The sequence below is a fragment of the Arthrobacter woluwensis genome (assembly GCF_030816155.1).
Taxonomy (GTDB): domain Bacteria; phylum Actinomycetota; class Actinomycetes; order Actinomycetales; family Micrococcaceae; genus Arthrobacter_E; species Arthrobacter_E woluwensis_A.
In genome coordinates this window covers 1,844,949-1,870,192 of the sequence record NZ_JAUSXR010000001.1, presented here as the reverse complement: position 1 = coordinate 1,870,192, position 25,244 = coordinate 1,844,949, and the positions used below count along the sequence as shown (strand labels likewise).

Annotated in this window: 25 protein-coding genes and 1 tRNA gene; 15 read left to right on the top strand and 11 right to left on the bottom strand. The window is 66.6% G+C overall.

The genetic code is table 11. The features are described 5' to 3' along the window. The first annotated feature begins 22 nt into the window (after positions 1-22). The 6 genes from QFZ52_RS08495 to QFZ52_RS08470 all read left to right on the top strand — a co-directional run bounded on the left by QFZ52_RS08495 (position 23) and on the right by QFZ52_RS08470 (position 4,616). Entirely contained in the window at positions 23-1,327 is a 1,305-nt protein-coding gene (locus QFZ52_RS08495; protein WP_307497184.1) for a glutamate-5-semialdehyde dehydrogenase, read from the top strand. Between the two features lie 88 nt (positions 1,328-1,415). After that, a complete protein-coding gene (locus QFZ52_RS08490; RefSeq protein WP_278266561.1) occupies positions 1,416-1,658 on the top strand; it encodes a hypothetical protein in 243 nt (80 codons plus the stop codon). Position 1,659: 1 nt separating this feature from the next. Next, complete coding sequence (gene nadD, locus QFZ52_RS08485) at positions 1,660-2,325, top strand: nicotinate-nucleotide adenylyltransferase (RefSeq protein ID WP_307498691.1); 666 nt, start codon at positions 1,660-1,662, stop codon at positions 2,323-2,325. Between the two features lie 69 nt (positions 2,326-2,394). Further along, positions 2,395-3,972: a hypothetical protein gene (locus QFZ52_RS08480; protein WP_307497183.1), complete on the top strand. Its 1,578-nt coding sequence runs from the start codon at positions 2,395-2,397 to the stop codon at positions 3,970-3,972. A gap of 68 nt (positions 3,973-4,040) precedes the next feature. Beyond that, the gene (gene rsfS / locus QFZ52_RS08475; protein ID WP_307497182.1) at positions 4,041-4,442 is read left to right on the top strand and encodes a ribosome silencing factor; all 402 of its coding nucleotides are present in this window, start codon (positions 4,041-4,043) and stop codon (positions 4,440-4,442) included. Positions 4,443-4,543: 101 nt separating this feature from the next. Continuing rightward, a tRNA-Ala gene (locus QFZ52_RS08470) sits at positions 4,544-4,616 on the top strand. Between the two features lie 238 nt (positions 4,617-4,854). On the opposite strand, the gene QFZ52_RS08465 is transcribed toward QFZ52_RS08470, so the two are convergent. Together QFZ52_RS08465 and QFZ52_RS08460 are read right to left on the bottom strand one after the other, a co-directional pair. Then, positions 4,855-6,207: a DUF4041 domain-containing protein gene (locus tag QFZ52_RS08465; protein WP_307497181.1), complete on the bottom strand. Its 1,353-nt coding sequence runs from the start codon at positions 6,205-6,207 to the stop codon at positions 4,855-4,857. Continuing rightward, a complete protein-coding gene (locus QFZ52_RS08460) occupies positions 6,204-7,451 on the bottom strand; it encodes a hypothetical protein (protein WP_307497180.1) in 1,248 nt (415 codons plus the stop codon). Before QFZ52_RS08460 ends, QFZ52_RS08465 begins: the two co-directional genes overlap by 4 nt. Positions 7,452-8,030: 579 nt before the next feature. On the opposite strand from QFZ52_RS08460, the gene QFZ52_RS08455 reads away from it, so the two are divergent. Continuing rightward, positions 8,031-8,348 carry a hypothetical protein gene (locus QFZ52_RS08455; protein ID WP_307497179.1) on the top strand — a complete coding sequence of 106 codons (318 nt, stop codon included), beginning with the start codon at positions 8,031-8,033 and terminating at the stop codon, positions 8,346-8,348. Positions 8,349-8,515: 167 nt separating this feature from the next. Here the strand turns inward: QFZ52_RS08455 and QFZ52_RS08450 are convergent, their stop codons facing one another. Next, positions 8,516-9,010: a hypothetical protein gene (locus tag QFZ52_RS08450; RefSeq protein WP_307497178.1), complete on the bottom strand. Its 495-nt coding sequence runs from the start codon at positions 9,008-9,010 to the stop codon at positions 8,516-8,518. A 165-nt stretch (positions 9,011-9,175) separates the two neighbouring features. Between QFZ52_RS08450 and QFZ52_RS08445 the strand changes: the two genes are divergently transcribed. Then, complete coding sequence (locus QFZ52_RS08445) at positions 9,176-9,550, top strand: VOC family protein (RefSeq protein WP_307497177.1); 375 nt, start codon at positions 9,176-9,178, stop codon at positions 9,548-9,550. Between the two features lie 61 nt (positions 9,551-9,611). Here the strand turns inward: QFZ52_RS08445 and QFZ52_RS08440 are convergent, their stop codons facing one another. Further along, positions 9,612-10,439 carry a DUF6357 family protein gene (locus QFZ52_RS08440; protein ID WP_307497176.1) on the bottom strand — a complete coding sequence of 276 codons (828 nt, stop codon included), beginning with the start codon at positions 10,437-10,439 and terminating at the stop codon, positions 9,612-9,614. A gap of 426 nt (positions 10,440-10,865) precedes the next feature. Between QFZ52_RS08440 and QFZ52_RS08435 the strand changes: the two genes are divergently transcribed. Further along, positions 10,866-11,489: a ScbR family autoregulator-binding transcription factor gene (locus QFZ52_RS08435; RefSeq protein WP_307497175.1), complete on the top strand. Its 624-nt coding sequence runs from the start codon at positions 10,866-10,868 to the stop codon at positions 11,487-11,489. Between the two features lie 125 nt (positions 11,490-11,614). Here QFZ52_RS08435 and QFZ52_RS08430 read toward each other — a convergent pair whose 3' ends face one another. Next, the gene (locus QFZ52_RS08430) at positions 11,615-13,006 is read right to left on the bottom strand and encodes an NAD-dependent succinate-semialdehyde dehydrogenase (protein ID WP_307497174.1); all 1,392 of its coding nucleotides are present in this window, start codon (positions 13,004-13,006) and stop codon (positions 11,615-11,617) included. A gap of 432 nt (positions 13,007-13,438) precedes the next feature. Between QFZ52_RS08430 and QFZ52_RS08425 the strand changes: the two genes are divergently transcribed. Continuing rightward, positions 13,439-14,194 carry an SDR family NAD(P)-dependent oxidoreductase gene (locus tag QFZ52_RS08425; protein WP_307497173.1) on the top strand — a complete coding sequence of 252 codons (756 nt, stop codon included), beginning with the start codon at positions 13,439-13,441 and terminating at the stop codon, positions 14,192-14,194. A 41-nt stretch (positions 14,195-14,235) separates the two neighbouring features. On the opposite strand, the gene QFZ52_RS08420 is transcribed toward QFZ52_RS08425, so the two are convergent. From QFZ52_RS08420 to QFZ52_RS08400, 5 genes are all read right to left on the bottom strand, one after another. Continuing rightward, positions 14,236-15,960, bottom strand: a complete 1,725-nt coding sequence (locus tag QFZ52_RS08420; protein WP_307497172.1) for a thiamine pyrophosphate-binding protein — start codon at positions 15,958-15,960, stop codon at positions 14,236-14,238. A gap of 3 nt (positions 15,961-15,963) precedes the next feature. Continuing rightward, positions 15,964-17,676 (bottom strand): amidohydrolase, encoded by a 1,713-nt coding sequence (locus tag QFZ52_RS08415; RefSeq protein ID WP_307498690.1) that lies wholly within the window; start codon positions 17,674-17,676, stop codon positions 15,964-15,966. 119 nt (positions 17,677-17,795) lie between these two features. Then, positions 17,796-18,554: an amino acid ABC transporter ATP-binding protein gene (locus QFZ52_RS08410; RefSeq protein WP_307497171.1), complete on the bottom strand. Its 759-nt coding sequence runs from the start codon at positions 18,552-18,554 to the stop codon at positions 17,796-17,798. Further along, the gene (locus QFZ52_RS08405; RefSeq protein ID WP_307497170.1) at positions 18,554-19,474 is read right to left on the bottom strand and encodes an amino acid ABC transporter permease; all 921 of its coding nucleotides are present in this window, start codon (positions 19,472-19,474) and stop codon (positions 18,554-18,556) included. The genes QFZ52_RS08410 and QFZ52_RS08405 overlap by 1 nt, the downstream gene beginning before the upstream one ends. A gap of 27 nt (positions 19,475-19,501) precedes the next feature. Further along, entirely contained in the window at positions 19,502-20,518 is a 1,017-nt protein-coding gene (locus QFZ52_RS08400; RefSeq protein ID WP_307497169.1) for an ABC transporter substrate-binding protein, read from the bottom strand. 152 nt (positions 20,519-20,670) lie between these two features. On the opposite strand from QFZ52_RS08400, the gene QFZ52_RS08395 reads away from it, so the two are divergent. From QFZ52_RS08395 to QFZ52_RS08375, 5 genes are all read left to right on the top strand, one after another. Next, positions 20,671-21,339, top strand: coding sequence for a TetR/AcrR family transcriptional regulator (locus QFZ52_RS08395; protein WP_307497168.1), 669 nt, complete (start codon positions 20,671-20,673; stop codon positions 21,337-21,339). A 56-nt stretch (positions 21,340-21,395) separates the two neighbouring features. Beyond that, entirely contained in the window at positions 21,396-22,616 is a 1,221-nt protein-coding gene (locus QFZ52_RS08390; protein ID WP_307497167.1) for an aminotransferase-like domain-containing protein, read from the top strand. Positions 22,617-22,797: 181 nt separating this feature from the next. Continuing rightward, positions 22,798-23,535 carry a hypothetical protein gene (locus QFZ52_RS08385; RefSeq protein ID WP_307497166.1) on the top strand — a complete coding sequence of 246 codons (738 nt, stop codon included), beginning with the start codon at positions 22,798-22,800 and terminating at the stop codon, positions 23,533-23,535. A gap of 79 nt (positions 23,536-23,614) precedes the next feature. After that, positions 23,615-23,959, top strand: a complete 345-nt coding sequence (locus tag QFZ52_RS08380; RefSeq protein ID WP_307497165.1) for a zinc ribbon domain-containing protein YjdM — start codon at positions 23,615-23,617, stop codon at positions 23,957-23,959. A gap of 75 nt (positions 23,960-24,034) precedes the next feature. Further along, positions 24,035-24,715: a DNA alkylation repair protein gene (locus QFZ52_RS08375; RefSeq protein WP_307497164.1), complete on the top strand. Its 681-nt coding sequence runs from the start codon at positions 24,035-24,037 to the stop codon at positions 24,713-24,715. Here QFZ52_RS08375 and QFZ52_RS08370 read toward each other — a convergent pair. After that, positions 24,637-25,215 (bottom strand): hypothetical protein, encoded by a 579-nt coding sequence (locus tag QFZ52_RS08370; RefSeq protein ID WP_373425643.1) that lies wholly within the window; start codon positions 25,213-25,215, stop codon positions 24,637-24,639. The two genes, QFZ52_RS08375 and QFZ52_RS08370, sit on opposite strands and share 79 nt — an antisense overlap. Positions 25,216-25,244: the final 29 nt, after the last annotated feature.

Sequence of the window (25,244 nt, the reverse complement as noted above, 5' to 3'; positions counted from 1 at the left end):
GACACTGGCCTAAACTTGTGGCATGACTGACACCGCTCTTTCCACCGGCCTCGACGACGCGCAGCTGCACGACGTCGAGGCCGCGGTCCACGCGATCGCCGACCGGGCGCGCACCGCGTCCCGCCGGATCGCCCGTGCCACCCGGGCGCGGAAGGATGAAGCGCTGCGGGCCATCGCCGCGGCGCTCCTGGAACATGAGCCACGCATCCTCGCCGCGAACGCGCAGGACGTCGAGCGCGGCCGTGGCAACGGCACCTCCAAGGCCATGCTGGACCGCCTGAGCCTCACCCCTGCGCGCATCCAGGGCCTCGCGGACGCTCTGGAGAACCTCGCCTCCCAGCCGGATCCCGTCGGCACGGTGGTCCGCGGCCAGACGCTGCCCAACGGCCTGCGCCTGCGCCAGGTCAACGTGCCCATGGGCGTGGTGGCGGCGATTTACGAAGCCCGCCCCAACGTGACCGTGGACATCGCCGGACTCGCGCTCAAGTCCGGCAACGCCGTGATCCTCCGAGGCGGTTCCGCCGCCGCGAGCACCAATGAGGCGCTCGTGGAGGTCCTGCGGGACGCACTGGATTCCGTCGGCCTGCCCGCGGACGCGATCCAGACCATCGACGCCTACGGCCGGGAGGGCGCGAACGTGCTCATGCGGGCGCGTGGACGTGTGGACGTGCTGATCCCGCGCGGCGGACGTGAGCTCATCCAGACCGTGGTGCAGAACTCCGCCGTCCCCGTCATCGAGACGGGCGAGGGCAACGTGCACATCTTCATCGACGAGTCGGCCTCCGAGGACATGGCCGTCGAGATCCTCCTCAACGCCAAGACCCAGCGTCCGAGCGTCTGCAACACCGTGGAGACCCTCCTGGTGCACTCGCATTCGACGGTGCTGCCCGCGGTGGCGCGTGCCCTGCGCGATGCCGGTGTGCGGCTCCACGTCGACGGCCGGGTGGCGGCGCTGCTGCCCCCGGGTGAGGACGTCTCCGCCGCCGCCGACGAGGACTGGGGCACGGAGTACATGGACCTCGACCTCGCGGTCGCGATGGTGGACACCCTGGACGAGGCGCTGGAGCACATCCGCACCTGGAGCACGGGGCACACCGAAGCGATCCTGACCAACGATCTGCGCAATGCGGAGAAGTTCATCGCGGAGATCGATTCCGCCGCGGTGATCGTGAACGCCTCCACCCGCTTCACGGACGGTGGCGAGTTCGGGTTGGGCGCCGAGGTGGGCATCTCCACCCAGAAGCTCCACGCCCGCGGACCCATGGGCCTGGGGGAGCTGACGACCACCAAGTGGATCGTCCAGGGCGAAGGGCAGACCCGCGCCTGAGTGCGGGTAGGATTGAACAACGTCACGGCGGCAGCGTCGCTGGTCGCCCCCGGAGTGATCCGGGAAGAAGCACTGTGAAGGGAACACCATGCTGGCTCAACTGGCCACCACTGTAATCCAGGCATCCGCCGAGGGCGGCCACGAAGAGCTCGCTCCGCTGATCGCCCCGCCGTTCGTGGTGGGTGGCGTCATGATGGCGATCCTGCTGACGCTGCTGTTCATCACGGTGTCCTACAGCAACCTGGGCAACCGTCACGACGCCGTCGAGGAGCACGCTGACCCGCACCGCCAGCACCCCAACAAGCACGATCACAGCCACCAGGGACACTGACATTCCCAGCGGCACCCAGGAGCCGCGCCGTCACCGTCTCGGGGTGATGGGCGGCACCTTTGATCCGATCCACCATGGGCACTTGGTGGCCGCCAGTGAGGTGGCCGCCAAGTTCCATTTGGACGAAGTGGTCTTCGTCCCCACCGGAGAACCCTGGCAGAAGGCCAAGAAGAAGGTCAGCCCGGCCGAACACCGGTACCTCATGACGGTGATCGCCACGGCGTCGAATCCGCGCTTCACCGTCAGCCGTGTCGATATCGACCGTGCGGGTCCGACCTACACGATCGACACGCTCCGGGATCTTCACCGCCTGCGGCCGGAATCCGATCTGTTCTTCATCACGGGCGCGGACGCCATGGCGCAGATCGTCTCCTGGAAGGACTCCGAGGAGCTCTGGAAGCTCGCCCATTTCGTCGGCGTGACCCGGCCCGGGCACGAGCTCGACGCTCTGGGACGCGAGGACGTCAGCCTGCTGGAGGTGCCGGCCATGGCGATCTCCTCCACCGACTGCCGCGCCCGCGTGGCCGACGGAAATCCGGTGTGGTACCTCGTGCCGGACGGTGTTGTGCAGTACATTGCCAAGTACGGCCTGTACGAACGCGATGCGGCATCTTCCGTACCGGGGAACCCTGGCGTGCTGCCATCCGTTCCTTCACGGGGACACTGAAAACTTGAACGGCGGGGCAGGCCTTTCGCGGACACCCCGCACCATTGAACGGAACTGGATGATTAACTGATGAGTCAGGAAGAGCAGCCTTTCCGCACACGACGAGAACTGCGTGAGGCGCGCGAGCGGGCGACGGTGCAGACCACCGCTGCGGACTCGCCGACTCCTGACGCCCGGCCGGATGAGCAGACATCGGCCGGCTCAGAGGCATCCGCCGTCCCGGAGGCGCCCGCCGCCAACGCGCCCGTCCGGACGCCCGGGCCGAGCGCGCAGCCAGCCCCTCCCACGGGACGCACCCGCCGGGTCGCCGAAGGCCCGATCGACGCTGAACCCGTGCGCTCCGAACGCAGCTCGCAGTTGCGCGCCCGGGACCGGGCCGCCTTGCGTGCCATCAAGGACCTCGCGGAGAAGGAAGAGCAGCTCAGCGGCGGAACGCCCACCCGTCGGCAGCGCAGGCTCCAGGAGCTGGCTCTGGAGACGACGCAGCGGCCTGTGGTGCCGATGCCCACGCCCGCTCAGGACGGAGCAGACCAGGCGGCGTCCGAGGGCGGTGAGCGCCCTGCGATGGGCGTGAGCTTCGGCCCGGTTCCCGGCACCGGCGCGGTGCGCGTGGTGACGAAGAGCGCGGGGGAGCCCCTTCCCGAGGACATGAGCCTCGAAGAAGCGCTGGCCGAGCGGGAACGTTTCACGGCCCAGGCTCAGGAGTATTTCTCAAAGCTTGCCGAAAATCCCGGCGCCGCCCCTGGAGAGGTGGACCAGGACGTCCTCGCCGAGCAGATCGCGATGGCGGAACGCGCGGCGATCCTCAATCAGCGTGCGCAGCGCAAGGAACAGCTCGCGCGGGAGGCGGAGAGCGCCAAGGCCGCGCCGAAGCCGTCCTTCGCTCCTGCCACCGCCCATAATCTCGGCACGGTGTCGCGTGAGGAGACGGTCGAGGTGCCCGGTGTGGCGCATCCCGTCATCAAGGCGCCGACCACTCAGGTCCAGATCCCGGTTCCTCAGCGTCTGCCGCGGAAGCCCGAGACGGCCCCGGACGCCCCCACCACGGGCGAAGAGCCGGCCCTCGACACGGTTCAGGTGCAGCGCGTGCCGGTCGACGGACAGGCCTCGGCCGGGACAGAGGCGGTGGACACGACGGCGGCGCAGGCCGAGGCCGCCACATCGGGTTCCGCGCACCACGGGAAGAAGGGCGGCAAGGGCCGCAAGCCTGGACGGCGCGCCCAGCTCCTGGCCCAGGCGGAGGCTCTCGCCAGCGCCGGTGAGGCGGAGGGGGAGCCGGAGGGCGCCGTCGTCGTCCCGGCTGCTGCCGTGGAGACGCAGACGCAGAACCTCGGCAAGGTCTTCACTCCGGCCGTGCCGGTCGCAGCCCCGGTCACGGTGGCGGAGCCGGCTTCGGGCCGGCGGGAACCCGCCGTGAAGGCACCCCCCGCTCCGGCCTCGGCGCCTCAGGCCGCCCAGGGCGCGGTGGCGATCGAATCACGGCCGGTGGCCGCGCGGGATGCGCATGGCCTGGACCCGCTCGACGTCGGAACCGCCGGAGTGCATGTCGCCACGCGGCTGCGGCTGCTCTACTGGGGTGTGCTGGCGCTGGGCGGCGTGGCGCTGGTGGTCGGTGTGATCCTGGCCATCTCCGCCGGTGGCCGCTGAGTGCAGGGACTAGAATTGAACGATGCTGGCATCCGTCCAGCGGCAACTGTGTGTGACAAAGGAGACCTGTGAGCGCTAGCTCTTCCGCGATTGAAACGGCCCGACTGATCGGCAAGGCAGCTGATGACAAGCAGGCCGAGGAGATCCTGGCTCTGGATGTCAGTGAGCGCATGCCGTTCTCGGACATCTTCGTCATCGCCTCCGCCGCGTCCGAACGGCAGGTCAAGTCCATCGCCGACGAGATCGAGGAGCAGCTGATCGCCAGCGGCCGCAAGATCCTCCGTCAGGAAGGCCGCGCCGCCGGCCGGTGGATCCTCCTGGACTTCTCCGATGTGATCGTCCACGTCCAGCACGGCGAGGAGCGCGTCTTCTATGCTCTGGAGCGTCTGTGGCAGGACTGCCCCGTGGTGGATCTCGAACTTCCGGAGCACTCCGCCGCCGTATCTGACGACGACGAAGAGACCGCCTGAGCGACGCCCGGATTTGCTGCTCATCCGGCTCATGGTCTACACTGGATGAGTTGCCCCGGCCGGGAAAGCACGCTGAAACGGCGGGGTGAACAAGTGAATATGGGGGTATGGCGCAGTTGGTAGCGCGTCTGCATGGCATGCAGAAGGTCAGGGGTTCGAATCCCCTTACCTCCACAGATGAAGGGCCGGTCGAGAGACCGGCCCTTCGGCGTTTCCGGAGTGGCTCTTTCGGCCGGCCACGATTCTGAGTGAGAGTGCCGTAGCTCGATGGTCGCAGGTGACGAGGTTCAGCGCGTCATCGATTCACTTACTCGGTCCCCGGCAATCTGTCCCATTCGACGTGCTTGCGGCACCGCTTCGGTGCATTGGTGGCTGGCCTTCGGTTGTTTCATGAACCTAAGAAGGGTCCAATCTAGGTTCTATGTTCAGAGGGCCACGACGACATCGACTGGAAATACTCAGTCGCCTCGGCATTCTCGCTGAACTCCAGAATGTTTCCAACTTTGCTCGTCAGCACATCTCGGACTTCGGCAGGAGTCGCGAAGAAGAACTCCTTCCTTGGATTGGCCTGATTAAGTGCGCGACGGGCGAAGTGCCGGTGCAACTCCGTTTCCAGGGTGACTGCATCTTCGGAGAAGTATATGGCGTGGGTGTCGAACCTGAACGGCACTGAAGCTCCGCCCAGCTCTCTCACTCGGTCTGCTGGATCCAGTCGTCGAGTTAGTCCAATCTTTACAACACCTTGCCCGAAGGCGCCTCGGTTGGAGATGACATAGACGTATCCAGCACGTATATTGGCAGCCCTAAAGTCGTTGTCTGAGATGGCCTTGTCAATCTCCGCAAGCCTTCGAACCAGGTCGCCGTCGGTTGTCCCGGAACTCGAGAGAGCGCTCAGAGCTTGGACGAGCAGCGCCCGTTCCTTGTCCAGGCGGGCACGTTCCTCAGCAAGTTCGCGTTCCACCCTGCGGTCTTCGCGTAATCTGGCACGCTCGTCCCGTGCGAGTTCTCGCTCCTCTTGCTTCTTCATCAGCCAGTCGGCTGTAAGTTCGATCTCTTCGATGCGAAGTGCGTGATATTCATCGCTAATGTGCATTTCCATCATTGACCCAAGCCTGGCAATTGCTTCTCTGGAAGCTTCTAGACGCCCCTTGGCGGTCCGGATGTTCCCTGCCTTGAGTGCCCGAATACTGTTGTCGGCTTCTGCGTTATAAGCGCGCAGCATCAACTTGGCGAGATCGTCAGCCATTCTTCGGCCCTTGGCGATCGAGTTGTCGAATGTGAACGAATTCGATTTCTGAATCGCGATTCCCTCGCGGATCAACGCAACTGCTCTGGCGTCGACGTCCTTGAGGCGAGGAAGGTAGGCTGCAGAGTCTTCGAGTGGGTGGTGGTATCTATAGACTCCGACTTCTTGCAGCACCTTCTGGTCGTCCAACTGGATCAGGTCGGTGTTGGACAAGACGACACGGAGCCGCTCCCGCAGGCGTGCGTTTTCGGCTTCAAGGTCTTCGAGTCGGCTGCCCTGTAGAATTCGACCTGGCAATCCAGCAGGCCTGTGTGGGATCGCGGTCGGCTCAGGACTGCTACTGGCTAGATCCTCACCGAGGTTCTCCTGAGCTCCCTGCGCCTCGTCAGTCCAGAGGTTCCATCCGGGTGGGACAGCTGGCCAATCCACCGGGGGTGTCCAGCCTGCCGGCGGCCTCCAGCCGGACGGAACGGGCGGCCAGCCTGGCGGGGGATTGAATCGCATGGCTGGGTTAGTCATGCTCGCCGGATCCCTGCTGGGTCGACTGCGCTCAGCGCCGAGGGATTCTTGGAAACGGTTGCGCCGAGGTGCTGGAGAGTTGCTGATGGAACAACTCCAGAAAGGTCGAGTTCCATGAATTTTTCACGAGAAGCGTTGACCACAATCATTGGAAGATACATCTCTCGCCCAGTTGCTGGATCTTTGGTGCGAGGCCCGACTTGGAGCGATACGGCGCGAACTACTCCCCGGCGATCAGATTCGAAAATTTCATGAAGTGAGCGTAAAGCGACCTGATCCAGAGCACTGCTGTAACGATCATTTGCCTCCTTCTTTGATAGCAGTGTTTCGTTGATCGTGTCCGTACTCTTCACGTATCGGAACGCCTTGACTTTTCGAATTTGGTCCGGCGAGGGGACTGTGACGACAAGTGAGAGTTCCGCTGACTCTGGATTGAACTGCGCTTCACCCGACACCTCGAACGTTGCGGGATAGATTGAGTTCGCTAGGACAATTCCAATGTACTCTTCAATCGCCTCGGTTGAGCCATAACCTAGTCCAACGGAAAGCGCTTCGAGCGCGTCGTTGTGTTCGGCAACCTTGTCTTCACGAGCCTTGCAGTCTGCAGCGTAGCGCGCCATTTCCATCTGAAGCTGACGGAGCCTCTCTTCCTCGAGCAGTTTGTGCTGTGCGTCGATGCGGGCCTGTTGCGCAGGAAGGGATTCGCAGAAGGCGGTCCATTGGTGCATCGACTGCTGATACTCGGTCCATGCTTGCTGCCGGGCGAGCTCGAATTTCTTCTTGCGGCCAAAGAGTCCAGTTGGTGGCTCTGGTTCCTGATAGACCGGTTCGGGTGGCACCTCGATCGGTGGGCTGGTCGGCACTGGAATCTGCAAGTCTCGACGGGGGAACGGCGGGTGATCCACAGTCAACTTCATGGCCTCGAGGTCTACCCAGTCGTCAGTCGCCAGAGTAGCTTCTAGGATCCCGTCGATTTCGGCATACTCCTCAATGAGAGCCTCATTCAGTCGGTCGGTTTCTACGATTCTCGCTTCGACATAGGCAGCATGTGCTTCCTTCTCGAGGCGCTTTCGCTCATTCTCACTTGCGCGGGCTGCTGCCGCCGCAGCCCGTTGGGCAGCGGCTTGGGCGCGCTCCACGCGTGCTTGCGCAGCAACTTGCGCCTTGTAAGCGGCATTTGCCCGGGACTGCGCCAATCTCTGTTGACGTTGAATCTCTGCAAGGAACCCGCGACGTCGCGCCATTCCAACACCCTCCCCAATCTGAGCTAGCGAACAAGGATCACTCTAACCTCACCCTCAAACATGAGGTGGTGTTCTTGGGTTGCAGCAGCTCGCGCTGTGGACCGAGTCATGGTTCTCAAACCAGTGTGGTGCGGCCCAGTCTGGGGATGTCAGTGATCGGTGGTCAGCGAGATGAACGAAGGGCCGGTCGAATGACCGGCCCTTCGGCGTTTCCGGAGTCCTTGTCGTTTTGGGGACGAGGACCTGCTTGTTGTTGGGACTGTTCTGAGGACCAGGGCATGGAACTGCGACACAGGGGCACCCGGGGCCGGGCGAGGTCGGTCTTGAGATCGTGGCGGGGTTGATTTGCGCTGTGGTCTCATGGAAGCGAACGGCTCGGGTTCGCGCTGCATGGCGTTGAGTCGCCAATCCGGGGCTGCTGGGTTCGCCTTTTCCGACCCCGCGTGAACATTCCTCCGTGTTGTCAACGCAGGGGTCTGGACAACACGCCTCAGGATCGTGGATGCTTCTGGCTAGTCGAAACCGGTTTTCACCTGGCACTTCGGGCCTCGACGCGTACACGATGTAGAGTATCGGCTGATGGCACCCACCAATGGATTCAAACTGGGAACATTCCTCTTCGCGCTGGTTTTCATGGTGATTGCTGGCGGCTGGGGTGCGCTGGAAGTCGCGCAAGGATACGGCGCAGGTGCAACCGATCTCAGCAAGTCGATTACGTTGACGGTCACTGCGGTAATGATCGTGCCTTTTGTGATCCTGATGTTGGCCATTCTTTTCGCCGAGAAGATCTTCCGTCGCAGTGGCGAGACAATGTACTGGATCCTTGGCGGAATCACTTTCGGATGGTTCTTGGTGTCCCTGTACCTCATGCTGATCTTTGGAGTCGGAGGATTTTGACGGCACGTAGCGGACGCCGGATGAGGTGCGCCACCCCCGCACTTGACGTGCGGTGGAGGCAGCATTTCCCCTGGCCGGCGGGACTCCAGCATCAAGGTTTGTCAGCACCGCCAAGGAAGGGCCGGTCGAGAGACGGGCCCTTCGGCGTTTCCAGGGTCACTGCCCTGTCACGTGGCGCTGGAGGCGTGTTTCCTCCTGGACGGAAACACGGTGTGGGAGGCGAAGAAGGCCACGCCCAGCCACCCGGCGAGCATCAGCCAGCCGTCGGGCACGTATTCGGCGTAGTATTCTCCGTCCACGACTCCGGTGTCCAGGTGGTTGAAGAGATACGAGGAGCCGATGAGGGCCAGGCCGGTCAGCGTGCCGACGACCCCGATCCACCAGTGCTTGGCCCACCAGTGGCATGCTCGAGGCACCCATCGCAAGGGAAGGCCCGGCAACTCGGTGACCACCAGCGTCAGGGTGGGGGAGACCGACAGTGTGAACGCCCAGAGCAGGATTGAAAGGCCACCGTCGTAGCTGACCACCAGGCTGGACAGGATGAGGACACCCAGAATCATGAGGAGCACATAAGTGGCCGCCATCTGCCAGATCACGAGCGGCAGCCCGGTACGGGGCCGTCGGAGGGGCACGAAGTCGTCGAGTGTGGTCACTGGATGCATGGGAACGCCGCCTATCGGCTGGAGCGATTCGCTCGGCATGTGACCACCTCTTCCGACCCGACCCGACTGCGCCGGCCTCTTGCTGTGAGGATGACACGGCCGACGGCGGCTGAGCAAGACAGGAGGGGTCTTGCGCAGTGCGCCCCGGCCGCGAAGACTGAAGACATGATCGGACGCCTGAGTGGAATTGTGATCGACTGCCCCGACCCTCGTGCCCTCGCACCCTTCTATGAGGAGTTGCTGGGTGCCTCGAGGACCTACGAAGACGACGAGTGGATCTCCCTGGACCTCGGACCGGGACTGCCTTCCCTGGATCTCCAGAAAACCGAGAAGTTCCACGCCCCGGACTGGACGTCGGGTGACCCGGCGCAGCAGCTGCACCTCGATATCCGGGTGGACGACTTCGACGAGGGGGAGAAGGCCGTTCTGGCAGCCGGCGCCACCCTCTTGGAGGGATCCGAGGGCCATCCGGGATTCCGGGTCTACGCCGATCCGGTGGGACACCCGTTCTGCCTGGTGCGGCCCCGGACCGACGGCTGACCCTCTCGCCCGCATGCCCCGGATCCGTGGCATGCGGGCGGCTGCCCCTGTGCGGTGACCGTCAGGCCTGGCCTTCGTCCTCCGCGAGGAGGCCCGCCAGTTCATGAGCCTCGCTGCAGACCAGGAAGCTGACCGTCTCCACTGCATCATCGACCAATTCCGGGTAGGCGGCCCTGACAGCCAGCTGCGCAGCTTCCTTGACCCTGTTCCATTCCTGCCGCTTCCGTTCGCGGCGTTCCCCTTCGCCCCAGCCGGGTGACATCGGCATTCCCTCGGTTGCGTGCTCCGCGACCGCGATCACCTCCAGGACCTGCGGCAGGAGTGCGGGATCGACGGCGGAGGGGCGGCGATCGGGTGACTTCCCGCCCTGCGCGTAGCGTCCCGTGTACCTGAGCAGTGCTGCGTCGAGGGGGCCGAGCCTGACGCCCCGCTCCGCGCGGCGCTGATCGGCGTCGTACTCCCACAGGCGGTTCCAATCGGAGTACTGCGTGGCCGTCTGCACGGCGTCGAGCACCTTCCCGCGTTCGAGCAGTGGGATGTCGGCCCCTTGCGCGACCAGCTGGCGCTTGTCCCACGGGATCCGGCGGAACAGCGCGGTGATGTCCTGGGGTGTGCCGAAGAGGATGGGGTCCAGCAGTGCCGTTGCCGCACGAGCGTTGAGCGGGCCCTTGATCCCGGCGTCGTAGCAGAGAGGCAGGAAAGCGCTCCACAGCAGCAGATGGCGCGGCAGGTCTTTTTCGATGGCGTCCAGTTGCACCTCTGTGAGAGGGATGCTGAATTCGCGGGGATCGTGATTAGCGTCCGCGCCCCCGACGATGCGGAGGCTGAGAATCTCTCCCTCGCGGATCGCGGTGGGCATCCAGGGATCCCTGCTGAAGACGACGGCCACGGTTTGCTCCTCAGGAGGCTGATGTGACGGGAGGTGCGGACTGTTAAAGCAAGAGGTGCGGCCGATGACCGCACCTCCCCCCAATCCTGCTTCGCTGACAGATCAACCGGGCACGGTTGGTGGCATCAACAGTTCTCAGTGTATTCCTGTACTCCACGGTAAACAAACCGTTCGGCCGGTTTTGCACAATATGATCGTATTGTTATCTCTCGGTAATCTTTCCCTCGGATCGGACTGATCATTTTCAGGGCGGGAGGAGGTGCGGCATCGTCGGCGGGGGTCGCTGAGCAGGGTGATACCGTGTGGGGCAAGGACGTGCCAAGCCTGTCACCCACAAGCCGGAGCGCCGCCTTGCCCCTCCTTGACGGTCGGGTCTTTCATAGAGGCAAGCACTCCTGACCCCACGACGAAAGGTCCACCTCCGCCATGCAGCAGCGGGCCATCGAAACCCGGAGTTCCGTGATTGAAGGCGCGTCCAAGGTTTTTGAACGCGCCGGGTACGGCAATGCCAGCCTCAGCGAGATCTCCACGCAGTCGGAGGTCACCAAAGGCGCGTTGTACTTTCATTTCAAGTCCAAAGAGGAGATCGCCCTCGCGGTGATCGAAGCCCAGCATGCCCGCTCCCGTGACGCGGGGGACAAGGTGACTTCGCGCGGTGACAAAGCACTGCCCACCATTCTGGAATGCTGCCGTGTCTTCGGGCAGCAGCTGCTCGACGACGTCGTGGTGCGGGCCGGCATCCGGCTCACCTTTGAAGCCTCGGTCTTCGACGCCGACGTCACGGGGCCTTATCAGGACTGGGTGGAGACCATGACGCAGATGACGGCGCAGGGGCAGCTGGAAGGCGACATCAAGGCGGAGGTGAATCCCGCCGACTTCGCCAGGTATCTGGTGGCTTCCTTCACCGGGGTGCAGATGGTCTCCAATGTTCTGACCGGACGCCAGGACGTCATGGAGCGGATCCGCCAGATGTGGGACTTCATGCTCCCGGCCGTGGCCGTCGACCCTTCGCGCTGGAACACGGAGGAGCTGTTCGCCTCGCGGGCTTAGCGGCGAGCAGGTGCCCGCTCGGCTGAGTCGTCGGAGCGTGGCTGCGCGAAGAGAACAGGCCCGAAACGATCAGGGGCGGTGCGCCGGAGAACCGGTGCACCGCCCCTGATGCGGGACTGAGATGATCAGTTGGCCACGAAGTAGAGGCGCTTGTTCACGAACTCGTCCATGCCCAGCGGGCCCAGCTCGCGGCCGAAACCGGAGCGCTTGACGCCACCGAACGGCAGCTCTGCGCCCTCACCCGCGGGGGTGTTGACGTTGGCCATGCCGACCTGGAGCTTGTCTGCGATCTGGCGGGCGCGGTCCTCGTCCTTCGCGAACACGGCGCCGCCGAGGCCGAACGGGGTGTTGTTGGCCAGTTCGAGGGCTTCGTCATCGCTCGTGACCTTGTAGACCACGGCCACCGGGCCGAACAGCTCCTCCTGGAAGGCGCGCATGTCCGGGGTGACGCCCGTGAGGACGGCGGGGGAGTAGTACGCGCTGTCACCCTCGGCCAGGACACCACCGGCGTGCAGGGTCGCGCCCTTGGCGACGGCGTCCTGCACCTGGGCGTCGAGGTCCTCGGCAGCGCGGCGCGAGGACATGGGGCCGTAGGAGTTCTCGCCCGGCTCCAGCGGGTCGGCGGGCTTGACGGCCTTGGCCAGCTCGGTCAGCTCGGAGACGAAGTCGTCGAAGATGTCCTCCATGACGATCATGCGCTTGTTGGAGTTGCAGGCCTGACCCGTGTTGTAGATGCGGGTGCCCCACGCGGTGGCGGCGGCTTCCTTGATGTCGTCGGAATCCAGGATCACGTACGGGTCGGAGCCGCCGAGTTCCAGCACGGCCTTCTTCAGGGCCTTGCCGGCCTGGGCGCCGATGATGGCGCCGGCACGCTCGGAACCGGTCAGGGAGACGCCCTGGATGCGGGGATCCTCGATGATGGATGAGATCTGCTCGTGGGTGGCGAACACGTTGACGTAGGCGCCCTCGGGAACACCCGCGTCACGGAAGATCTGCTCGATGGCCAGCGCGGAACGCGGGCAGGACTCAGCGTGCTTCAGGAGCACGGTGTTGCCGAGCACGAGGTTCGGGCCGGCGAAGCGTGCCACCTGGTAGTACGGGAAGTTCCACGGCATGATGCCGAGCAGCGGGCCGATCGGCAAGCGCTGGATGACGGCCTTGCCGTCGGCGAGGGTCGGAACCTCCTGGTCCGCGACGAAGGCGGGGCCGTGCTCGGCGTAGTACCCGACGATCGCGCTGGAGAACTCGGCCTCTTCGATGCCTTCGTGGAACGGCTTGCCCATCTCCGTGGCGGCGATACGGGCGAGCTCCTCCTTGCGCTCTTCGAACAGTTCGGCGGCGCGCTGCACGACGGCGGCGCGCTCCTCGATGGTCCGCGATCCCCAGTCCTCGTAGGCGGTCTGGGCCTTGGTCAGCGCATCCTGCACCTCAGCATCGGTGGAGAAGGGGAACTCCTCCACGACCTCGCCGGTGGCAGGGTTGGTGACCCGGTAGCCCTGTTTTGTGGTCGTCGCCATTGAACGTGTCCTTTTCGCTTCAGCTACGAGATCCGGTGGGAACCGGACCTAATTTTCTACACGCATTCATTTTCCACTGGCAGACGCGGTTCGGCTAGCCCCTGCCCGTCTTGCGGACGCCGTGCCTCACGAGCCTATCCCCGCGCGCCCCCTGAATGCGAAGGATTGCGTGGGGCCGGAAAACGTCGCCCGCGAGGGGTCTGTGACTCCGGCCACAAGGTCTGATGAGTAAATACTATAGTTCCAGATGATTTATTCCCAAGGGCGACGCCGGGAAGCCGGTACGCCGGCTGCTCTGGCCCCGGAGCGGGACTGTTGCTAGCCTGCCAAGTGTCCTGTGAGGACGCTCACGAAGCCGTCCCACCTCAGCCTGGGGCCCGTGGATCGGCACGAACCGGCCCGGGCCCGCATTCCACTCAAGGAGCCGGGTCCATGGAACTCACCGCCACAGCATCCCTCGTCACCGGAGGGGCCTCGGGCCTCGGAGCGGCCACGGCGGCCGCCCTCGTGGAGCGCGGGGCCCGTGTCTTCGCCCTGGACCTCCCGCAGCAGCTGGAGCGCGCCTCGGCACCCGACGGCGTGACCTTCATCCCCGCGGACGTGACCGACGCAGAGCAGGTCCAGGCCGCCGTCGAGCAGGCCGGTGCGGAGCTGCCGCTCCGCACCGTGGTGAACTGTGCGGGGATCGCCCCGAGCCGCCGGATCCTCGGCAGGAACGGTGTCCACGACCCCCAGCTGTTCGCCACCGTGCTCAACGTCAACCTCCTCGGGACGTTCACCGTCCTCGCCTACGCTTCGGAGGCCATTGCGGCCACGGCCCCGGACGACGACGGCCAGCGCGGCGTCATCATCAACACCGCCTCCGTCGCCGCGTACGAAGGCCAGATCGGCCAGGTGGCCTACTCCGCGTCGAAGGCCGGCGTCGTGGGCATGACGCTGCCCGCAGCGCGTGACCTAGCACGGCACGGAATCCGGGTCTGCACCATCGCGCCCGGGATCGTGGACACCCCCATGCTCGCCACGGTGAGCGAGGAGTACCGGGCGGGCCTGGCCGCGAGCGTCCCGTTCCCGCAGCGGCTCTGCCGCCCCGAGGAGTACGCCCGCCTGGTGACCATGATCGTGGAGCACGACTACCTCAATGGCGAGACCATCCGCATGGACGGCGCGCTCAGGATGGCTCCGCAGTAACCGGAGGGGTTCCGGGGCGGCGCCGCCCCGGAACCCGTGGCTCAGCCCTGAGCGTCCTCTGGCGACTCCTCGCCCAGGCGGGCGTCGCTGAAGACTCCGAGCGGCACATGGACGAGCTGGACGCCTCCGGCGGCGAGGGCCCGCTCGACGGCGGGCTGCACCTCCGCCGGGGCGCTCACCGACACCCCGTTGCCCCCGAAGGCGGCGGCGAGGGCCGCCCAGTCCGGCTGGTGCAGCTCGACGCCGACCGGGGGGATCCCGCGGTCCGCCTCGTTCTGCTTGATCTCGGCGTAGCCGCCGTTGTCGACGCACACCACCACGAGGTCCAGGCCCTGCTCCACCGCCGTGGCGAACTCCTGCACCGCGAACATCAGCGCGCCGTCGCCCACGACCGCCACCACCGGCCGGTCCGGTGCGCCGACCTTGGCCCCGATCGCGGCGGGCAGCCCGTAGCCGAGCGTGGCGTAGGCGGGGGTGTAGAGGAACGAGTGCGGTTCGTCCTGGGGGATGAAGGTGGACGTGCCGAAGTAGGTGATCTGCGAGGAGTCACCGGCGATGATCGTGTCCGCCGGGATCGCGGCCTGGATCTCGCAGGCCAGGGCGGCGAGATCCGGGGCCATCGCGCGGCCGGCGTCCTTCAGCTCAGTGCGGAGGGCGCTGAGCCGGGCCGTGAGTCCGGAGCCGCGCGGCTTGTGGGTCGTCGAGGTGGCGGTTGCCGCTTCCGAGAGCGCGCTCCGCACCGCCTCGAGCAACTGCGGGAGCACCGCCGCACTGTGCCCGACCAGCCGGACGTCCGCGGTCAGGTTCGTGTCCATCTGGCGTTCCAGGATGTCCACCCGGATCACGGTGCCGCTGGGCGCCACCTCGCCACCCCAGAGTTCTGCCTCGCCCACCTTGGAACCCACGACGAGCAGGACGTCGGCGTCATTGCAGAGCGCCTGCGCCGCGGGAAGACGGATGTCCGAGCCGAGGGAGAGCGGGTGGGACTCGGGCAGGGCGCCCTTCCCGTTCAGGGTTGTGACCACGGGGGCCGGCAGGGATTCCGCCAAGGCGCGCAGAGCACCACGGCCCGGCAGCGATCCTCCGCCGGCCAGGATGACCGGGTGGGCCGCCCCGGCGAGCAGTCGCGCGGCGGTGGCGACGGCGTCGTCGTCCGCGGGGGCGGGTGCCGGCGCGGGGCGGGCGGCGAGGAGCCGGCTGCTGAGCGCAGCGGGACCTTCCAGGACGTCCAGGGGCACTTCGACGTGGACCGGACGCGGACGGGTGCCGCGGAACAGTTCGAAGGCCCGGTGGATGGCCTCCACGGCCTCCTCGGCGGAGGTGGCGCGCAGGCTCCATTCGACGATCGCCCCGGCGGCCGCCGTCGAGTCCTTGGTCTCGTGCAGCGCGCCGCGGTCCGCGAACTCGTCACCCAGTGCGGGGCCGGGGGAGAGCAGCAGCAGGGGGCGGGATTCGCAATAGGCCGTCCCGGCGGCGGACAGGGCGTTGAGCAGGCCCGGGCCGGAGGTCGTGATGACGACGCCCGGCAGCCCCGTCTGCTGAGCCCAGCCGTCCGCGGCGTACCCGGCACCCTGTTCGTGACGGCTCGTCACGGGGTGGATGCCCAGGGGCGCCAGGTGGCGGTAGAACTCGAGGTTGTGGGTGCCGGGGATACCGAAGATCGTGTCGATGCCGTAGTTGCTCAGGGTCGTCATGATCGCGAGCCCGGCGTTGGCGTACGGTCCGGCCTCGATCGGCTGCTGCTCGGGGGAGGTGATGGTGTTCATGTCTCAGTCCTGGATCGCGTGCTGTGCGGGGATGGCGGTGGGGGTTCCGGCGAGGAAGCGGCGCCGCCCGTCCACCCAGGTCTGCAGGACCTGGATCCGGGCGATCTCGTCCTCGGGGACCGTGAGGGGATCGGCGGAAAGGACCGCGAAGTCGGCCCGCTTGCCGACCGCGAGGGACCCGAGATCGGTTTCCCGGCCGATCGCCCGGGCCGCCGTGAGGGTGTGCGCCTTCAGGGCCTCTTCGCGGCTGATCCGCAGATCGAGGGAACCGAGCCGGTGGCCGCGCCGGGTGACCCGGGTGACCGCAGCCTGGATGGCTTCGAGGGGCAGCGGATCGGCGACGGGGGCGTCGGAGCTGATGGTGACCGGAACGCCGGCCCGGACGAATTCACCGAGCGGGTTGAAGCGCTCGCCGGGCGTGCCGATCGCGGCCGTGACGCCCTCGCCCCAGTTGTAGTAGTGCTGCGGCTGATTGACCGGGTGGATGCCGGCGGCGGCCATCCGCTCGATCTGCTCGGGCGTCGGCAGTCCGCAGTGCTCGATCCGGTGCCGGGCGTCGTCGTCCGGACGTTCCTCCAGTGCCGCTTCAATCGCACCGATGACCATCTCCAGCGCGGTGGGGGACTGCGCGTGCGTGGCCGTCTGGACGCCCGCGGCGTGCGCTTTCCGGATCAGCTCCCGGTACTCGGCGGGCTCGTGGTAGAGCTGGCCGGTCCGGCAGGGGTCACCGACGTAGCCGTCCGGGAAGTACGCGGTCCAGCCGCCCAGGGTCCCGTCCGCGTAGAGCTTGATCCCGGCGAAGCTCAGCATGTCGTTGCCGAAGGCGCCGTGCAGGCCCATCTCCAGCGCGTCATCGAGCAGATGAGACAGCAGATATATGCTCACGCGGGTCTTCAGGCCGTCGGCTTCGGCGAGGCGCAGATACATGTCGAATTCGCGACGGGACACCTGGGCGTCGCCGATCGCGGTCACCCCGCCGGCCAGGAACTTCTCCTGAGCGGCGGCGAGCTGGCGGAGGTGCTCCTCGGGGGCGTCGGCGAGGTGGAAGTTCGGACCATGGTGGCCCACCTTCACGCCATGCACTCCGGTGAGCACGTTGCAGGCGGCGTCGGACAGCTCGCCCGTGAGCTCGCCGTCGGCGTCCCGGAAGAACTCCCCGCCCGGGGGATTCGGGGTGTCCCGCGTGACGCCGTGGAGCTCCAGGGTGAAGCTGTTCACCACCCCGCCGTGCCCCGACGCGTTCATCAGGTACACCTCGCGGTCGGTGGCCACCTGGTCCAGCTCGTGCCGCGTGGGGTGGCGGCCTTCCACGAGGTTCCGGTGCTCGTAGCCGTACCCGCGCACCGGCCGGCCCGCCGACAGTTCCCTCGCGGCCTCCTGCAGGAGTGCAACGATCTCGGGAATGGAGCCGGCCTTCTCCGGGCCGCAGTCCACCCAGGTCATGAGCTGGCCGTACATGAGCGGGTGGGCGTGCGCGTCGATGAAGCCGGGGACGACGACGGCGCCGCCCAGGTCGACGACCTCCGGCGCCGCGGGGCTCAGGGCTGCCGCTGCCGCGAGGCAGTGCTCGAGCGTCCCGGCCGCGGCGATGTCCTGGCCGAAGACGAGGAGGGCCTCCGGCGAGGACCCGTCCTCCAGGGTGTGGAAGGTGGCGTGGTGGAGCACTACCGGGTGGGCCTGGGCGGCGGGCCGGTGGAAGGTGGAGAGGGTGCGCATGGAGGGCTTTCGGTCGATGAGGCGAAGGGTGGGACGGCAGTCCGTGGCGGCAGGCACGGGGTGCGGGAATCCTGGGGCTGGGAAACCCGGGCCAGAGAACCCGCGTCAGCGGAGCTGTGTCAGAGGACCTTGGAGAGGAAGGCCCGGGTGCGTTCGTGCTGCGGGTTCAGGAGGACATCGTCCGGGAGGCCCTGTTCCACGATCACGCCGCCGTCCATGAAGACCACGACGTCCGCCACTTCGCGGGCGAACCCCATCTCGTGGGTCACGACGATCATGGTCATGCCGCTGGCAGCCAGCTGCTTCATCACGTCCAGCACCTCGCCCACGAGTTCCGGGTCCAGGGCCGAGGTGGGTTCGTCGAACAGCATGAGGTCCGGCTTCATGGCGAGGGCCCGGGCGATCGCCACCCGCTGCTGCTGACCGCCGGAGAGCTGGGACGGGTAATTGTTGGCGCGCTCGGCCAGGCCGACTTTGGCCAGGAGCTCCCTGGCTTCGCTCTCGGCCTGGGCTTTGGGCGTCTTGAGGAGCTTGGTGGGGCCGAACATCACGTTCTCCAGGGCCGTCATGTGCCCGAAGAGGTTGAAGCTCTGGAACACCATGCCGATGCGGGAGCGGCGCCGGTCGATCTCGGCGTCGGAGGCCTCGACCAGACGGTCTCCGTGCACGTTGTAGCCGATCATCTGGTCGTTGACCAGGATGGCGCCGGCGGTGGTGACCTCGAGGTGGTTCACGCAGCGCAGGAGCGTGGATTTGCCGGAGCCGGACGGGCCGATCAGGCACACCACCTGCTGCGGTTCCACGCGGAAATCGATCCCCTTGAGGACCTCTACCGGGCCGAAGCTCTTGTGGACGTTGAGGAACTCGACGGTAGCCATCAGCGGGCCTCCTTCTTGGCGGGCTTGGCCGGGCGGGCGGTGCCCTTGGAGTACTTCTTCTCGAGCCGGGACTGGAACCAGCTGAGGACGCTGGTGAGGGCGATGTACCAGATGCTGGCCACGATCAGCAGGGGGATCTGTTTGAGGTTCTGGGCGTAGATCTGCTGGGCGTTGTAGAGCAGATCGCCGACGCCGATCACGATCACCAGGGACGTGGTCTTGAGCATCGAGATCACGTTGTTGCCGATGGGCGGGATGATCACCTTCATGGACTGGGGGATCACCACGTACCAGAGGGTCTTCAGGTGGCTGAAGCCCATGGAGCGGCTGGCCTCGGTCTGCCCGGCGGGAACGCTGAGCAGACCGGCCCGGATGATCTCCGCCGTGTACGCGGCTTCGTTCAGCCCGAGACCCAGGATCGCCGCGCCCATCAGGGAGATGACGTCATTGGTGTTCCACTCCACGAAGTTCGGTCCGATGAACGGGATGCCGATGCCGATGGTGGGGAAGAGCGCCGCGGCGAAACCCCAGAACAGGAGCTGGACGAGCAGCGGTGTGCCGCGGAAGAACCAAATGTAGGCGCCGGCCACGCCGGAGATGAGCCGGTTGGGACTCATCCGCATGACGGCCAGGATCATCCCGACCGCGAAGCCGATGACCTCGGCGATGATGGTCAGTTCCAGGGTCAGGAGCAGGCCTGCGAGGATGCGCGTGTCGAAGAGGTACTTGCCGACGGTGGGCCAGCCGAAGCCGGGGTTGGTCAGCAGGGTGCCCACCATCAGGAGGATGAGCAGGGCGATGACGATGACGGAGACCACCTGCCCGGGGCGCCGTCGTTTCAGGACGGGAAGCCCGGACATGGCCAGGTAATCGATCCGGCCGTGGTCTTCGGTCACGGTTCCGGGGCTTGAAGGGGTCACGGGGTGCTCCTGGTGTCGGCGCGCGGGCTACTTGACGGGGTTGATCTCGGAGGCCGGGATCGCGGAGGCGGACATGCCCCAGGCCGAGAGGATCTTCTGGTAGGTGCCGTCCGCCATGAGCGAGCCGAGAGCCTTCTGGAACGCCTTGGCGAGCGAGGAGTCCGCCTTGTTGGTGATCACCCCGGTGAGTGCCGGCTCCACGAGAATGCTGTCCACGGCGGAGAACACGTCCGGCTGCAGCTGCGAGTAGTACGCCACGAGGGCGTTGTCGGCGGCCATGGCCTGGGCGCGGCCCGTGGAGACGGCCTGGTTCACGTTGTCCTGCTGGGGGAGGATCAGCGTGGTGATCTGGCCCTTGCCGGCGTCCGCGCACTGCTTCTGGAAGGCGGGCAGGACGGACAGCGCCTGGGTGGTGCCGGTCTGCGCCGCGACGGTCTTGCCGCACAGGTCCTCCACCTTCTGGATGCCGGAGGTGTTGCCCTTCTTCACCATGACGGACGTGCCGCCCTTCATGTAGCTGACCATGTCCACCTGCGCGGCGCGATCGGCCGTGATGGAGAAGGCGGCCCAGGACGCGTCGTAGCGCTTGGCCTGGATGCCGGCGATGATGCCGTTGAAATCGCCCTTGCTGAAGTCGGCCTTGAGGCCCATCTTCTTGCCGACGGCGACGGCGAGGTCCGGCTCGAGGCCCACGAAGGCGCCGCTGCTGTCGGTGAAGGTGATGGGGGCGTAGGTGGGGTCGGTGACGAGGCTGAGGGAGCCCTTCTGCTTGAGGGCCGCCGGCACGAGGGCTTCGACGGCGGGATCCGCCTGGACAGCTTCCGCCGCCGCGCGGCCGCCCGCCCCCACGCCGCCGGGGGCGCTGGTGCCGGAGGCTCCCGGGTTGCCCCCCGCCGTCGGGGTCTCGGTGTTGGTGCAGGCTGCGGTGCCGGCCACGAGTGCGAGGGCGGTCAGGGTGAGAGCGGTGCGGCGGGCCAGGCGGCCGGCCGTGATCTTCTCGGCGGCGTTCTTCTCGGTGGTCGTCTTCTCGGCGATCTTCTTCATGGGGGTCTTCCTTGGCGGATGGGTGGGGAGGCAGCTGGGGTTGCTGTTGAAAACTTCAATAAGTTCAACTTATTATTTGAGTGATGCGAGTCACTGTCAAGGGCGATCCGCTAGCGTTCTGAATGTCACTGCAATCCGTCAGGAGGAAGTCCATGAGCACCGTGGTGCGTCGCAGGAGCAATGCCGTCACCGAGGAGGCCATCGCCGAACGGCGGGTCGAGATCCTTCGCTCCACCGCGTCCGTGATCGTGAATTCCGGCCTGTCCGGCTGTTCCTTCGGGGCGGTGTCGGACGCCACGGGATTCAGCGTCGGCATGATCCAGCACTACTTCCGCACCCGGGACAAGCTGATCGAGGCCTGCGTGGAGCACCGCATGAAGGAGTCCGAGGCCGAATGGCGTCAGATCGCCTCGCGGCACAGCGGAGCGGACGCCGCCCGCAAGCTCCGCGGCCTGATCGACTACGCGGTCATGGGGGAGAAGGACTTCACCGACGCGTGGGGGTTCTGGTTCGAGCTCTACGCCGCCGCACGCCTGGATCTGACCCTGGCGGAAAAGGTCAACGACAGGCTCCGCTACTGGCAGCGGCTCTTCACCGAGGCGATCCAGGACGCCCTGGACTCCGGCCAGGCCGTCACCGAACGATCCGTGGAGGACGTGGTGAACTCGGTCCTGGGCCTCACCGATGGGCTCGCCTTCCAGGCGATCAACGGGACCTTCGGCATGACCGCGCCCCGCATGCACGCGATCCTCCACAGCTTCGTCGAATCCGAACTGAAACTCCCACGCGGCGCTGACACGGCCGCCGTCGACTACCACTGAAACCAGGCCAGGCCGGCGACGACGCCGGTGCCGCTCCCACCATGAATGAGGCGACCATGAGCACTACCCCCACCTTCCTTCAGCCCGCCGCCCGTGCGGCCGGCTACCGCCCCTCTCCGGTGCGCGACTTCTGGGAAGTCTCGATGCAGCCGGGCGTGATCTCGCTGGCCGGCGGCAACCCGGACCTCACCGTCCTTCCCCTCGCGGAGCTGGGGGCCGCGGCCTCGCGGATCGTGACCGAGCGGGGCATGGAAGCGCTCCAGTACGGCTCCGGCACCGGAACGCAGGGCGCGCGCGACGCCGTCGTGCGGGTCATGGCGGCGGAAGGCATCCCGGTGGACGCGGACAGCGTCCAGATCACCGCGGGCTCGCAGATGGCCCTGGAGCTGGTCATCAAGCTGCTGTGCGATCCGGGCGATGTGATCCTGGCCGAGGGGCCCACCTATGTGGGCGCGCTCGGCGTGTTCGCGGGCCTGCAGGTGGACGTGGAGCACGTCGCCATGGACCAGGACGGCCTGCGCCCCGACGCCCTCGAGGAGACGATCGCCCGGCTGCTCTCGCAGGGCCGCACGGTCAAGGCGCTCTACACGATCCCGAACTTCCACAACCCCACCGGGATCACGCTCTCGGCCGAGCGGCGCCCCCAGGTGGTCGACGTGTGCCGCCGCGCCGGGGTGCCGATCATCGAGGACAATCCCTACGGCCTGCTGTCCTTCGACGGTGAGGTCCAGCAGAGCATGCAGCAGCTCGATCCGGAGAACGTCATCTACCTCGGATCGTTCTCCAAGATCGTGGCGCCCGGTATCCGGGTGGGCTGGGCCGTGGCGCCCGAGCCGCTGCGCCGTCCGCTGCAGCTCGCCTCCGAAGCCACGACCATCTGCGCCTCGGTGCTGAGTCAGTCGCTCATTGAGGAGTACGTGCTGGGTCATGACTGGCAGGCTGCGCTCACGACGGCGCGTGGCCTGTACCGCGGCCGGGCCACCGCGGTGCGGGAGGCCTTGGAGGAGCACATGCCGGCGGGTACGCGCTGGAGCGTGCCCCGCGGTGGCTTCTTCACCTGGTTGGACCTCCCCGAGGGAGCCTCCTGCCACACGGTGCTGGACGCCGCGATCGATGCCAAGGTGGTCTTCGTTCCGGGGACCGCGTTCTACGACGGTCCGGACTTCGGCGCCGGGGCGCCGGGCCTCTCGCAGCTGCGGCTGGCGTTCTCGCTGGAGGACGAGGAGACCCTGCGGGAGGGTGTGAAACGCCTGGGAGGCGCCATCGCCGGTCGGTGAGCCGAGGCGGACACGGGCAAGGAGAGGCCCGGCCGTCGCGCAACGCGGCCGGCCCTCGGCGTCCCCGGACGCCGATGCCGGTCCGGTCCGGTCTGGTCCGGTCTGGTCGGCGCGGGCGAACTGATCTACGATTCGTTCACGGTCGCCTGCCGGGGAGTCCGTCGCGAAGGGGGAGTCTGCGATGAAGCGTGAGGCCCTCGCCGCCGTCGCGACGGCGTTGCTCGTGACCGCACTGACGGCCTGCACGCCTGGAGACCACCGCGACCATGCGCCCGGCTCCCGCATGCCCGAGGCTCAGCCGAACTCCAGTGTGGAGACCACCGCGCTCGACGCCTATGCGGCGATTCCGAAGGACAGGGTTCAGCCGGGGATCAGCCTCGTCGAGTTCGTGTGGGACGCCCGCGATCCGTTGTACGGGTTCAGGACCGCGCCCGTCGTCGCGCGGATCCGTGTCGACACCATCGCCGGAGGCCGCACGTTCAGTCCCGTTGCGGAACAGGCGGTCTACCCGCAGACCGTGGGACGGTTCACCGTGCTTGAGGTGTTCAAGGGCCCGGTCAAGGCCGGTTCCCAGCTGAACTACTCGCGGTCCGGCGGCATCGTCTCGTATGGCGAGTACTGGAAGAGTCTCAACGCCGAGCAGCAGGAGAAGATGACGCGCCTGAACGGCGGGCACAAGCCGGTCGGTGCCGACTACGTGCAGGCGAAGTCATCCGGTGACATCGACGTCCACGTGGGCAAGGAGTATCTGGCTTTCCTGACACCGCAGACGTCCAAGGACGGACGGCTCCGGGAGTATGCGATCGTCGGGTTCCAGCATGGATTGCGGGACATCAAGGGTGACGGGCGCGACGCGGCTGTCCTGAACAACGACACCGCGGTATGGGAGCCGCTCGCCACGGTGGTGCCGCTGCGCTGATGTCTCCACCGGCGGGCCTCGGGCCGATGCATCGTACCGGAACGTCACGATCCGAGTTCCGCCCGGATAAAATCTGACGGTGAGTGAAACCCTGCCTCCCTGCCCCGAGTGCTCCAGCGAGTACACCTACGAGATGGGCGCGCTCCTGGTGTGCCCGGAATGCGCCCACGAATGGGAGCCTGCGTCCACCGAGGAGCCCGCGGAGAAGGTCATCAAGGACGCCGTCGGCAAGGTGCTAGCCGACGGCGACACTGTCACGATCGTCAAGGACCTGAAGGTCAAGGGCAGCCCCACCTCGATCAAGGTGGGCACCAAGGTGCGGAACATCCGCCTGATCGAAGGCGTGGGGGAGCACGACATCGACTGCAAAGTGGACGGTTTCGGACCCATGCAGCTCAAGTCCAGCGTGGTCAAGAAAGTCTGATCCGGTTCGGCCTGCGCTCCTGCGGCGTAGGCTGACACAAAAGCACCATGAGGTCCACGAGCGATAGGAGAGGCGATGACCGCCACCACCGAGGCGACCACCGTGGCCGGGCTCCTGGAGGAACTCGCCGCACTCGATGACCCGCGGGCCCGCGAGGTCAATCTCCGGCACGGTGACGATCACGGCGTGAATCTCGGCAAACTGCGGGCCATCGCCAAACGTCTGAAGACCCAGCAGGACCTCGCCCGCGAACTCTGGGCCACCGGCGACACCGCGGCCAGGCTGCTGTCACTGCTGATCTGCCGTCCCAAGGAGTTCAGCCGCGACGAACTCGACACCATGCTGCGCGAAGCCCGTGCCCCGAAGGTGCAGGACTGGCTGGTGAACTACGTCGTCAAGAAGTCCCCTCACGCCGAAGACCTGCGGCTCCTGTGGTTTGCGGACGAGGACCCCGTGGTGGCGAGTGCGGGATGGATGCTCACGGTGGACCGGGTCGCCAAGAAGCCCGAGGGACTGGACCTCGACGGTCTCCTGGACACGATCGAGGCCCGCATGAAGGACGCGCCGGAGCGCCTGCAGTGGGCGATGAACCACTGTCTCGCGCAGATCGGCATCGAACACCCGGCACTGCGGGCCCGCGCCCTGGAGATCGGGGAGCGGCTCGAAGTCCTCAAGGACTATCCCACTCCGCCGGGCTGCACCTCGCCCTTCGCCCCGGTGTGGATCACCGAGATGGTGCGCCGCAAGGAAGGCTGAGGCCGGCCGGCGTCGTGGTCGCGCTCAGATCGCGCGGAGCCCCTGCTCCGTGTGCTCGAACGCCCACGCATCGCGGGCGGCGCTGCGCTGCGCTGCCTCTCCAAGCCACTCGTGGCGACCCCGCCGGCGTTGGCGGCCTTGCCCGGCGCGAACGTCACTCCGGCCTCCGCGAAGACCTTCACGGCGTCGGGACTGCACGGCATGTTGGCGCCCTCCGCGACGATGGAGCAGCCGTTGCGGGCCAGCGTGAGCGCGTCCCCGCCGTCGAGCTCATTCTGCCTGGCGCAGGGGAGCGCGATGGCGCAGGGAACCTCCCAGATCGACGCGCCGGTGACGAAGCGCGCCGCCGGACGGAACTCGAGATAGTCGGCGATCCGGCCCCGCCGCACTTCCTTGATCTCCTTGAGGGCCTCCAGGTCGATGCACCCGGCGTCTCGGGTGATCCGGTCCGGTTCACGATGTTCTACCGGTTCCGAAGTCCCCTGGGCCGCATCCCTCAAGGCGAGAGCGTGCGGTTCCAGGTCCTCAG

Bases quoted from the DNA above. Each gene is read 5' to 3' on its own strand.
- QFZ52_RS08495 (WP_307497184.1), top strand. From the start codon at position 23: ATGACTGACACCGCTCTTTCCACCGGCCTCGACGACGCGCAGCTGCAC.
- QFZ52_RS08490 (WP_278266561.1), top strand. From the start codon at position 1,416: ATGCTGGCTCAACTGGCCACCACTGTAATCCAGGCATCCGCCGAGGGC.
- QFZ52_RS08480 (WP_307497183.1), top strand. From the start codon at position 2,395: ATGAGTCAGGAAGAGCAGCCTTTCCGCACACGACGAGAACTGCGTGAG.
- QFZ52_RS08465 (WP_307497181.1), bottom strand. From the start codon at position 6,207: ATGACTAACCCAGCCATGCGATTCAATCCCCCGCCAGGCTGGCCGCCC.
- QFZ52_RS08460 (WP_307497180.1), bottom strand. From the start codon at position 7,451: ATGGCGCGACGTCGCGGGTTCCTTGCAGAGATTCAACGTCAACAGAGA.
- QFZ52_RS08455 (WP_307497179.1), top strand. From the start codon at position 8,031: ATGGCACCCACCAATGGATTCAAACTGGGAACATTCCTCTTCGCGCTG.
- QFZ52_RS08450 (WP_307497178.1), bottom strand. From the start codon at position 9,010: ATGCATCCAGTGACCACACTCGACGACTTCGTGCCCCTCCGACGGCCC.
- QFZ52_RS08445 (WP_307497177.1), top strand. From the start codon at position 9,176: ATGATCGGACGCCTGAGTGGAATTGTGATCGACTGCCCCGACCCTCGT.
- QFZ52_RS08435 (WP_307497175.1), top strand. From the start codon at position 10,866: ATGCAGCAGCGGGCCATCGAAACCCGGAGTTCCGTGATTGAAGGCGCG.
- QFZ52_RS08430 (WP_307497174.1), bottom strand. From the start codon at position 13,006: ATGGCGACGACCACAAAACAGGGCTACCGGGTCACCAACCCTGCCACC.
- QFZ52_RS08425 (WP_307497173.1), top strand. From the start codon at position 13,439: ATGGAACTCACCGCCACAGCATCCCTCGTCACCGGAGGGGCCTCGGGC.
- QFZ52_RS08420 (WP_307497172.1), bottom strand. From the start codon at position 15,960: ATGAACACCATCACCTCCCCCGAGCAGCAGCCGATCGAGGCCGGACCG.
- QFZ52_RS08415 (WP_307498690.1), bottom strand. From the start codon at position 17,676: ATGCGCACCCTCTCCACCTTCCACCGGCCCGCCGCCCAGGCCCACCCG.
- QFZ52_RS08410 (WP_307497171.1), bottom strand. From the start codon at position 18,554: ATGGCTACCGTCGAGTTCCTCAACGTCCACAAGAGCTTCGGCCCGGTA.
- QFZ52_RS08400 (WP_307497169.1), bottom strand. From the start codon at position 20,518: ATGAAGAAGATCGCCGAGAAGACGACCACCGAGAAGAACGCCGCCGAG.
- QFZ52_RS08395 (WP_307497168.1), top strand. From the start codon at position 20,671: ATGAGCACCGTGGTGCGTCGCAGGAGCAATGCCGTCACCGAGGAGGCC.
- QFZ52_RS08390 (WP_307497167.1), top strand. From the start codon at position 21,396: ATGAGCACTACCCCCACCTTCCTTCAGCCCGCCGCCCGTGCGGCCGGC.
- QFZ52_RS08385 (WP_307497166.1), top strand. From the start codon at position 22,798: ATGAAGCGTGAGGCCCTCGCCGCCGTCGCGACGGCGTTGCTCGTGACC.
- QFZ52_RS08375 (WP_307497164.1), top strand. From the start codon at position 24,035: ATGACCGCCACCACCGAGGCGACCACCGTGGCCGGGCTCCTGGAGGAA.